This is a genomic window from Streptomyces sp. NPDC005794, from assembly GCF_042871445.1.
GTDB lineage: Bacteria > Actinomycetota > Actinomycetes > Streptomycetales > Streptomycetaceae > Streptomyces.
On the sequence record NZ_JBIAIN010000042.1, the window covers coordinates 1 to 9,604 of the forward strand.

Genomic DNA, 9,604 nt, shown 5'->3' on the forward strand with positions numbered 1-9,604 from the left:
CTGCTACTGGCGGTAACGTGGGGGGGGGCAGCCCCCCGGCCCCGCCTATTGGGTGGTCTAACTAATGATATAAACACCAACAATTACGGAGTCCCCCCCCCGGGGGGGCCCCCCCGGGGGCCCCCGCCGACGGAGACCCCAGCACAGCAGAGGACCAAACTGCACGAAGGGGAAGCCATGACAGCGACGACCGACGGAAGCACCGGGGCCGCGAACCTCCGCGCGGCCTCGGCCAGCGATCCGACCGAATCGACCAACGCCGCGGGCGACACGTTCGCCGTCGCGCGGCAGGCCGCGGAACGCTCGGTGGAGCACCTCCTCGGCAGACAGGACGCGCAGGGCTGGTGGAAGGGTGACCTCGCCACCAACGTCACCATGGACGCGGAGGACCTGCTGCTCCGTCAGTTCCTGGGAATCCAGGACCCTGACACCGTCGAGGCCGCGGCCCGCTTCATCCGGGGCGAGCAGCTCGGCGACGGCACCTGGAACACCTTCTACGAGGGACCGCCCGACCTCTCCGCCACCATCGAGGCGTACGTCGCCCTGAGGCTGGCCGGAGACCGGCCGGACGACCCCCATATGATCCGCGCGGCCGGCTGGGTCAGGGAACAGGGCGGCATCGCCGAGTCCCGGGTCTTCACCCGGATCTGGCTCGCGCTCTTCGGCTGGTGGAAGTGGGACGACCTGCCGGAACTCCCGCCCGAGCTGATGTTCTTCCCGAAGTGGGTCCCGCTCAACATCTACGACTTCGGCTGCTGGGCCCGCCAGACCATCGTGCCGCTCACCATCGTGTCCGCGAAGCGGCCCGTCCGGCCCGCCCCGTTCGCCCTGGACGAACTGCACACCGACCCGGCGTGCCCCAACCCGCCCAAGGGAACTGCTCCGGCGGCCAGTTGGGACGGTGTCTTCCAGCGGCTCGACAAGGCGCTGCACCTCTACCACAAGGTCGCCCCGCGCAGACTGCGGCGCGTCGCCATGAACGCCGCCGCCCGCTGGATCATCGAACGCCAGGAGAACGACGGCTGCTGGGGCGGTATCCAGCCGCCCGCGGTGTACTCCGTCATCGCCCTTCACCTGCTCGGATACGACCTCGACCACCCGGTCATGCGGGCAGGGCTCGACTCGCTCGACCGGTTCACCGTGTGGCGTGAGGACGGCGCCCGCATGGTCGAGGCCTGTCAGTCCCCGGTCTGGGACACCTGTCTCGCCACCATCGCCCTCGCCGACGCGGGGGTGAGCCCCGACCATCCGGCGCTGGTGAGAGCGGCCGACTGGATGCTCGGCGAGGAGATCGTGCGGCCCGGCGACTGGTCCGTACGCAAACCCGAACTGGCCCCGGGTGGCTGGGCGTTCGAGTTCCACAACAACAACTACCCGGATATCGACGATACCGCCGAAGTCGTCCTGGCGCTGCGCCGTGTCCGCCACCCCGACCCCGCGAGGGTCGAGGCGGCCATCGACCGCGGCGTGCGCTGGAACCTCGGTATGCAGTCGCGCAACGGTGCCTGGGGAGCCTTCGACGCGGACAACACCAGCCCGTTCCCCAACCGGCTGCCGTTCTGCGACTTCGGCGAGGTCATCGACCCGCCGTCGGCCGATGTCACCGGACATGTGGTGGAGATGCTGGCTATCGAAGGCTGGGCGCGTCACCCCCGCACCCGCCGGGGCGTCGAGTGGCTGCTCGCCGAACAGGAGCCGAGCGGCGCCTGGTTCGGCCGGTGGGGCGTCAACTACATCTACGGGACGGGCTCCGTGGTGCCCGCGCTGATCGCGGCCGGGCTGCCCCCGGCCCACCCCTCGGTGCGGCGGGCCGTCGACTGGCTGAAGTCCGTCCAGAACGACGACGGCGGCTGGGGCGAGGACCTGCGCTCCTACCGTGAGGAGAAGTGGATCGGCCACGGCAGCTCGACCGCCTCCCAGACGGCCTGGGCGCTCCTCGCGCTCCTGGCCGCCGGCGAGCGGGACACCAGATCGGTGGAGCGCGGTGTCGGCTGGCTGGCGGAGACCCAGCAGGCCGACGGCTCCTGGGACGAGCCGCATTTCACCGGGACCGGTTTCCCGTGGGACTTCTCCATCAACTACCACCTGTACCGGCAGGTCTTCCCCCTCACCGCACTCGGCCGGTACGTGTACGGCGACCCCTTCGCCACCGCTGCCGGAACCGGCAAGGGAGCCTGAGCCGATGGGTGGTGCACAGGAGCCGCCCGGTCCCACCACGCCGCTGCTCATCGCCTGCGCGCTCGGCATCGAGCGCTTCGCCCTCCGCACCGGACGGAGTGGCGGCGGCGTCCCGGGCCCCGGCCCGGTGAGCATCATCAGGTCGGGGATGGGCCCCCGGGCGGCGGAGAACGCCGTCCGGGTCGCGCTGGGACAGCAGGGGGCCGGCGGCACCGCGGTGATCGCCTCCGGCTTCTGCGCCGGGCTGGAACCCGGCATGCACCCGGGTGATCTCGTGGTGGCCGAGGAGACCCGGGACGCCGGCGGCACCACGGCCTGCACCGGCACCGGCCTGCTGGTCGACGCACTGGTCAGGGCGGTACCGGGGCGTACGGTCCACACCGGTCCGCTGAACGGCTCCGGACACGTCGTACGGGGGCCGGAGCGGGCCGGGCTCCGGGCCACCGGTGCCATCGCGGTGGACATGGAGTCCGCCGCCACCCTCCGCACCGCCGTACGGACGGGGCCACGCCCCGTTGCCGCCGTACGGGTGGTCGTGGATGCTCCAGAGCATGAGCTCGTCCGTATCGGCACGGTCCGCGGTGGAATATCGGCATTCCGCGTCCTCCGTGCCGTCCTTCCGGCTTTTCATGAATGGCACCGTTCTTTGCTGCTCCCCAGGAGGTGAGCCCAGATGGCCATGCCGCTCCGTCAGTCCATCAAGGTTGCGACGTATCTCTTCGAACAGAAGCTCCGCAGGCGGGAGAAGTTCCCGCTGATCGTCGAGCTGGAGCCCTTGTTCGCCTGCAACCTGGCGTGCGAGGGCTGCGGGAAGATCCAGCACCCGGCCGGAGTGCTCAAGCAGCGCATGCCGGTCGCGCAGGCGGTCGGGGCGGTGCTGGAATCAGGTGCCCCGATGGTCTCCATCGCCGGCGGCGAGCCGCTGATGCACCCGCAGATCGACGAGATCGTGCGCCAGCTGGTGGCGAAGAGGAAGTACGTCTTCCTCTGCACCAACGCCATGCTGATGCGCAAGAAGCTCGACAAATTCACCCCGTCGCCCTACTTCGCCTTCGCCGTGCACATCGACGGGCTGCGGGAGCGGCACGACGAGTCGGTCGCCAAGGAAGGCGTCTTCGACGAAGCGGTGGAGGCGATGAAGGAGGCCAAGCGACGTGGTTTCCGCGTGACGACCAACTCGACCTTCTTCAACACCGACACCCCGCAGACGGTCATCGAGGTACTCAACTTCCTCAATGACGAGATGAAGGTCGACGAGATGATGATCTCGCCCGCCTACGCCTACGAGAAGGCCCCCGACCAGGAGCACTTCCTGGGTGTCGAGCAGACCCGCGAGCTGTTCAAGAAGGCCTTCGCGGGCGGCAACCGGAGCCGCTGGAGGCTCAACCACTCCCCGCTCTTCCTGGACTTCCTGGAGGGCAAGGCCGACTTCTCCTGCACGGCCTGGGCGATCCCCAACTACTCGCTCTTCGGCTGGCAGCGGCCCTGTTACCTGATGAGCGACGGGTACGTCCCCACCTACCGGGAGCTCATCGAGGACACCGACTGGGACAAGTACGGCCGCGGCAAGGACCCGCGCTGCGCCAACTGCATGGCGCACTGCGGGTACGAGCCCACCGCGGTGCTCGCCACCATGGGATCCCTGAAGGAATCCCTGCGAGCGGCCCGGGAGACCATCGGAGGGAACCGCTGATGCCGTGAGCGCGGGTCCGGAGGGCAGGAGGAGGCCGGAACCCCGCCGGGGTTCCGGCCGTGACCGCGAGCCGAGAACAGGACCAGGGAGAGGGGCCCGGGCGTGACGCTGCTGGAATCCATCAAGGGGCCGCCGGATCTCAAGGCACTGAGCCCACCGGAACTCGGTGAACTCGCCGAGGAGATCAGGACCTTCCTCGTCCGGGCCTTCGACCAGGTGCTGATGGACGTCGCCCTGCACAGGTGCGGGGTGACGTTCGTCCTGGACCGGGCCGGTGTCACCGGAGTGGACGGCCCCTCGCACAACGGCGTGTGGGACATGTCCGTGCTCCAGGTCGTCCCGGGACTCCGGATCGCCGCTCCGCGCGACGCCGACCGGCTGCGCGAGGAACTGCGCGAGGCCCTCGACGTCGACGACGCGCCGACGGTGATCCGGTTCCCCAAGGAGTCGGTGGGGGAGCCGGTCCCTGCCATCGGGACGGTCGGCGGGATGGACGTCCTGCACCGGGCACCGGACCCCGATGTCCTGCTGGTGGCCGTAGGAGTACTCGCTCCGCTCTGTCTGCGGGCCGCGGACCTGCTCGCCGGAGCCGGAATCCGCTGCACCGTCGTCGACCCGCGGTGGGTCAAACCGGTCGACGAGCAGCTGCCCGCGCTCGCCGCGCGGCACGGGCTGGTGGCGGTCGTCGAGGACAACAGCAGAGCGGGCGGAGTCGGCTGGGCCGTCGGACAGGCGCTGCGGGACGCCGGCGTCGACGTACCGCTGCGGACGTTCGGAATCCCCGAGAGGTTTCTCGCGCACGCCGGGCGCGGTGAGGTACTCGCAGAGATCGGGCTCACGCCGGTGGAGATCGCCGGACGCGTCAGCGCGGCGCTGGAGCGCCGCGCTGACGCGGGAAAGCGGACCACGCCGAAGGAGAACGGGGCATGAAGGACGAACAGCCGGGCTTCGATCTGGCGCGGCTCCTCGCGGAACGAGGTGCCGAACGCTACGAGCTGCACACCCGGCACCTCAACCACCAGCTGCCGCGGATGCTCCACACCCTCGGTTTCGACAAGGTCTACGAGCGGGCGGAGGGCGCGCACTTCTGGGACGCGGAGGGCAACGACTACCTCGACATGCTCGCCGGCTTCGGCGTGATGGGGCTCGGCAGGCACCACCCCGTCGTACGCCGGGCGCTCCACGACGTCCTGGACGCCTCGCTCGCGGACCTCACCCGCTTCGACTGCCAGCCGCTGCCCGGGCTGCTGGCCGAGAAGCTGCTGGCGCACAGCCCGCACCTGGACCGGGTGTTCTTCGGCAACAGCGGCACGGAGGCGGTCGAGACCGCCCTGAAGTTCGCCCGGTACGCGACCGGCAAGCCGCGGATCCTCTACTGCGACCACGCCTTCCACGGGCTGACGACCGGCTCGCTCTCCGTCAACGGCGAGAAGGGCTTCCGGGAGGGCTTCGCGCCCCTCCTGCCCGACACGGCCATCACACTCGGCGACCTCGACGCGCTGCGGCGCGAACTGAAGCGCGGTGATGTGGCCGGGCTGGTCGTGGAGCCGATCCAGGGCAAGGGCGTCCACGCCTCACCACCCGGCTTCCTGCGGGAGGCACAGGAGCTGCTGCACCGGCACAAGGCCGTGCTCATCGCCGACGAGGTGCAGACCGGGCTCGGACGGACCGGCGACTTCTACGCGTACCAGCACGAGGAGGGCGTCGAACCCGATCTGCTCTGCGTCGCCAAGGCGCTCTCGGGCGGGTACGTCCCGGTCGGCGCGACGCTCGGCAAGGACTGGATCTTCAAGCGTGTCTACTCGTCCATGGACCGGGTCCTCGTCCATTCCGCCAGCTTCGGATCCAACGCCCAGGCCATGGCGGCCGGCCTCGCCGTCCTCGCCGTGATGGAGCAGGAGGAGACCGTCGCGAACGCCCGTCGCACCGGTGATCTGCTGCGGGAACGGCTCGCCGCGCTCGTCGGCCGCTACGAGCTGCTGCACGAGGTGCGCGGGCGCGGGCTGATGATCGGGATCGAGTTCGGCCGCCCGTCGTCCCTCAAGCTGCGCAGCCGCTGGACGATGCTGCAGGCGGCCCGCAAGGGTCTCTTCGCGCAGATGGTGGTGGTGCCGCTGCTGCAGAAGCACCGGATCCTCACCCAGGTCTCCGGTGACCACATGGAGGTGATCAAGCTGATTCCGCCGCTGGTCATCGGAGAACCGGAGGTCGACCGCTTCGTGACCGCCTTCACCGCCGTCATGGACGACGCGCACAGTGGGGGCGGGCTGATGTGGGACTTCGGCAGAACACTGGTGAAGCAGGCCGTCGCCAACCGCTGAGAACCGCGACTTTGCCTCTGAGGCAAATTATTTGCCTCGGAGGAAAGGTTTTGGCCCAATGGAGGTATGAATCCTCCTGACGGTGGGGTGGTCGACGAGATCCCCGGGATCGCGCCACGCCTGCGCGACCTGCGCCGTAATCGTGGCCTCACCCTGGAGGCCGCGGCCGGCCGGGCCGGGCTCTCCCCGGCTCACCTCTCCCGTCTCGAGACGGGCCGGCGGCAGCCTTCGCTGCCGATGCTGCTCGGCCTTGCCCGTGTCTACGGTACGACCGTATCCGAGCTCCTGGGCGAGATGCCGCCCGAACGTGACGCGATCGTCCGCGGAGGCCCGCTCGACGGCACGCCGGGAGGCGCCGGGGCCGGTGGCTGGCTCTACCGGCAGGCGGGCGGATCGGGCCGTGCCATGCAGGCGCTGCGCGTCCGCGTCCCGTACGGGACCGAGGGCGATCTCGTACGCGTCCACCCTGGGGAGGAGTGGCTGTACGTCCTCGACGGCCGGCTGCGCGTCGTGCTCGGGGAGACCGTGCACGACCTCGATCCGGGGGACAGCGCGCACTTCGACTCGCTGACCCCGCACCGGATCGCGGCACTCGACACCGGCGGGGCGCGCCTGCTCTTCGTCCACACGCTGTTGCAGAGCCCGGCCGCCGAGCTGTGCCTGGGCAACGGGGTCCACCGGCTCTGAGCCCGCACGCCCCCACGCGGCGTCCCTACCGGGCGTCCCTTCGTCACCCCGGCCGTGCGGCCGGAAGAGAGGACTGTCATGTCCGATTCGGAGTACTACGACCCGCTCACCCCGCGCAGGCCGAAGAGTGCGGACGCCCAGGAGCGGCGGATGCCTCGCGGTGTCGTGATCCGGCTCTTCGCCTACCTGGTGGCCGGACACGTCATCGCGGCCTTCCTCTTCCTCCTCTTCACCGTGGCCGGTAAGGGCTGAGCCCAGGCGTCACGCGCCCTCGACGAGGCGCTCACGCAGTTTCGCGCGGGTCTCGTGGCTGATCTTCAGCCCTTCGAGGAGGTAGCGGTCCGTGCTGCCCCATATCTCCTCGATCGTGGCGAACGCCGCGTCGAGGTATTCGGCGTGCGCACCGAAAAGCGGATTGAGCAGCTCCATCACCTCGTCGGACATTCCTGCCGACGAGGTGTCGCTGCGCCGCACCCTGTAGCGCCGGTGCGCGTCGTTCGACTTGAGGTAGTCGGCCTCGATGGCCTCCCTCTCGACGCCGACCGCGAGCAGCGAGACCGCGATCGACAGCCCCGCCCGGTCCTTGCCCGCCGCACAGTGCATCAGGGCCGGCACGCTGTCCTCGGCCAGCGCGTGCAGGACGCGGCTGTGCTCGGCGGTGCGGTCCCTGATGATCGAGCGGTACGAGGCGACCATACGCTCCGTTCCCTTGCCGTCGGCCAGGATCGAGCGGAGCTGCTGGATGTTCCCGTCGCGCACCAGCCGCCAGAACTCCGCGCCGTCGGCGGGATCGGAGAGGGGAATGCTGACATTCCGGACGCCGGGCAGCTCCACGTCGTGACCGTCGAGCTTGTGGTCGGCGGCGTTGCGGAAGTCGAAGACCGTGTGCAGGCCGAGCCCGGCGAGGAAGGCGGTGTCGGCCTCGTCGGCGTGGGCGAGATGGCCGCTGCGGTAGAGGCGCCCGTAGCGGACGGTGCGGCCGTCCGTGGTCGGGAGCCCGCCGACGTCACGGAAGTTGCGGACACCTGTCAGGTTCACATCCGTCGGGTCGGGGCCGGCCGGCGGGACCTCTGGCAGCTGCGTCACAAGGGCTCCTGGAGTGTCGGGCGTCGGCGCCGCTCGCCGACGGGGCACGCCCGCGACGATACGACATGGCCGCATCGGGCAACCGTCCGTGGTGCTGTGGCATCGGCCCGTCCGGTGAGGCGCCGTCCATGCCATGTCCGTATTGGTGTATTTAGCGGAACATGCCCTGCTTGTGCGGGAGATGGGCTGGCGCAGGTGAGCGGAATCATATCCGTGACGGTGTGTGGTGAAGATCCCGAGGGGTATTCCGGACGCCGCGCGGAAAGCCAAGATCCGTAATCCACGGAGTGTGACGGGAATTCCGTGCCGGAAATGAAGCGTGGATTCCGGTTCGCAATACACGGCTTGTTCGCCGCGTCCCGGCTCGCTTACGGTCACGGTCAATCCGGACGGAACGCCTCATCCTGCCGCCGCCCGGAATCCGCACCGACTCACGTGTGGCAGGAGCGGGGGAACCAGGTAGGCCGCCGGCCGGAGGGATCCGGTACGGCTCGGGGTTAAGCCGCGCACCGCGCGGCCGGGCATCTCCAGTCCGAACCCGACAGCTCACCTCGCAGGCGCCGGAGAGGAATTCCCATGCCCGCAAAAGGCAAGCACCGTCGTGTGAAGTCCGGCCCGATCGCCCGAGGCGTCCTTGCCGCAGGGACCGGCGGCGCCGTTCTCGCCCTCCCGCTGATCGGCGCCACCGGCGCCCATGCCGCCGAGCAGTCCGCTCCGGCCGCCCAGAGCGCCCCGGCCTCGGCGGCGAAGAGCTCCCCGAAGACCTACTCCGTGGTCTCCGGGGACTACCTGGCGAAGATCGCGGCCGACAAGAAGGTCAAGGGCGGCTGGCAGAAGCTGTACCAGGACAACCGCGATGTCGTCGGCGAGAACCCGAGCCTGATCCTCCCGGGCATGAAGCTGACTCTCGGCGCCAAGACGTCCGGCTCCGCCGAGAAGTCCACCGAGTCCGCGCCCTCCGAGGCCGCCGCCCCGTCGACGCCCAAGGCCGCCGCTCCGGCCGAGAAGCCGGCCGCCGCCACCGAGGAGACGGCCGCGAAGACCGCCGACTCCGGTGCGTCGGAGAGCGACAGCTCCGGCTGGGCCGCCCCCGTCGAGAGTCCCAACGTCACCACCCAGTACCGCGCCTCCGGCGCCAGCTGGTCCAGCGGCTACCACACGGGCTCCGACTTCCAGGCGGCCTCCGGAACCAGCGTCCGGTCCATCGGCCCGGGCACCGTGGTCTCCGCCGGATGGGGCGGCTCGTACGGCAACGAGGTCGTCATCCAGCACAGCGACGGCATGTACTCCCAGTACGCCCACCTGTCCTCGCTCGAGGTCTCGGCCGGCCAGACCGTCACCGGCGGCCAGCAGCTCGGCCTCTCGGGCTCCACCGGCAACTCCACCGGCCCGCACCTCCACTTCGAGGTCCGGACCGGCCCGAGCTACGGCTCGGACGTCGACCCGATCGCCTACCTGCGGTCGCACGGCGTCTCCATCTGAGACACACCACCTGAGGGTGGGGAGAGGGGGGGGGGGGGGCGGGGCCCCCCCCCCCCCCCCAAAACCCCCCCCAAAAAAAAAAAAAACGGGGTTTTTGTAAACCACCCAAAAAACCAAAAAAAAGTAGCGGAGGTGAAAAAGTAAGGTTAAAAAATAA

The 9,604-nt window shown here is 69.7% G+C and carries 8 protein-coding genes, 1 pseudogene and 1 riboswitch; of the genes and pseudogenes, 8 read left to right on the plus strand and 1 reads right to left on the minus strand.

The annotated features are described in order from the left end of the window. Positions 1–177 precede the first annotated feature (177 nt). The 7 genes and pseudogenes from shc to ACFYQ5_RS35765 all read left to right on the plus strand — a co-directional run bounded on the left by shc (position 178) and on the right by ACFYQ5_RS35765 (position 7,131). Positions 178–2,178: a squalene--hopene cyclase gene (shc, locus tag ACFYQ5_RS35735; RefSeq protein WP_389203747.1), complete on the plus strand. Its 2,001-nt coding sequence runs from the start codon at positions 178–180 to the stop codon at positions 2,176–2,178. A 4-nt stretch (positions 2,179–2,182) separates the two neighbouring features. Further along, positions 2,183–2,845 (plus strand): 1-hydroxy-2-methyl-2-butenyl 4-diphosphate reductase, encoded by a 663-nt coding sequence (locus ACFYQ5_RS35740; protein ID WP_389203749.1) that lies wholly within the window; start codon positions 2,183–2,185, stop codon positions 2,843–2,845. A 6-nt stretch (positions 2,846–2,851) separates the two neighbouring features. Further along, entirely contained in the window at positions 2,852–3,871 is a 1,020-nt protein-coding gene (hpnH, locus tag ACFYQ5_RS35745) for an adenosyl-hopene transferase HpnH (RefSeq protein WP_389203751.1), read from the plus strand. 189 nt (positions 3,872–4,060) lie between these two features. Then, a pseudogene (locus tag ACFYQ5_RS35750) lies at positions 4,061–4,801 on the plus strand (transketolase C-terminal domain-containing protein); the annotation flags it as partial. Continuing rightward, positions 4,798–6,192, plus strand: a complete 1,395-nt coding sequence (locus tag ACFYQ5_RS35755) for an aspartate aminotransferase family protein (protein ID WP_389203753.1) — start codon at positions 4,798–4,800, stop codon at positions 6,190–6,192. The pseudogene ACFYQ5_RS35750 and the gene ACFYQ5_RS35755, both read left to right, overlap by 4 nt. A gap of 66 nt (positions 6,193–6,258) precedes the next feature. Continuing rightward, complete coding sequence (locus ACFYQ5_RS35760) at positions 6,259–6,879, plus strand: helix-turn-helix domain-containing protein (protein ID WP_389203755.1); 621 nt, start codon at positions 6,259–6,261, stop codon at positions 6,877–6,879. A gap of 78 nt (positions 6,880–6,957) precedes the next feature. Beyond that, positions 6,958–7,131, plus strand: coding sequence for a DUF6126 family protein (locus tag ACFYQ5_RS35765; RefSeq protein WP_389203757.1), 174 nt, complete (start codon positions 6,958–6,960; stop codon positions 7,129–7,131). A 9-nt stretch (positions 7,132–7,140) separates the two neighbouring features. Here ACFYQ5_RS35765 and ACFYQ5_RS35770 read toward each other — a convergent pair whose 3' ends face one another. Further along, positions 7,141–7,965 (minus strand): tyrosine-protein phosphatase, encoded by an 825-nt coding sequence (locus tag ACFYQ5_RS35770; protein WP_389203759.1) that lies wholly within the window; start codon positions 7,963–7,965, stop codon positions 7,141–7,143. A gap of 414 nt (positions 7,966–8,379) precedes the next feature. Then, positions 8,380–8,538: riboswitch (cyclic di-AMP (ydaO/yuaA leader) on the plus strand. Between the two features lie 3 nt (positions 8,539–8,541). On the opposite strand from ACFYQ5_RS35770, the gene ACFYQ5_RS35775 reads away from it, so the two are divergent. After that, positions 8,542–9,447 carry a peptidoglycan DD-metalloendopeptidase family protein gene (locus ACFYQ5_RS35775; RefSeq protein WP_389203760.1) on the plus strand — a complete coding sequence of 302 codons (906 nt, stop codon included), beginning with the start codon at positions 8,542–8,544 and terminating at the stop codon, positions 9,445–9,447. Positions 9,448–9,604: the final 157 nt, after the last annotated feature.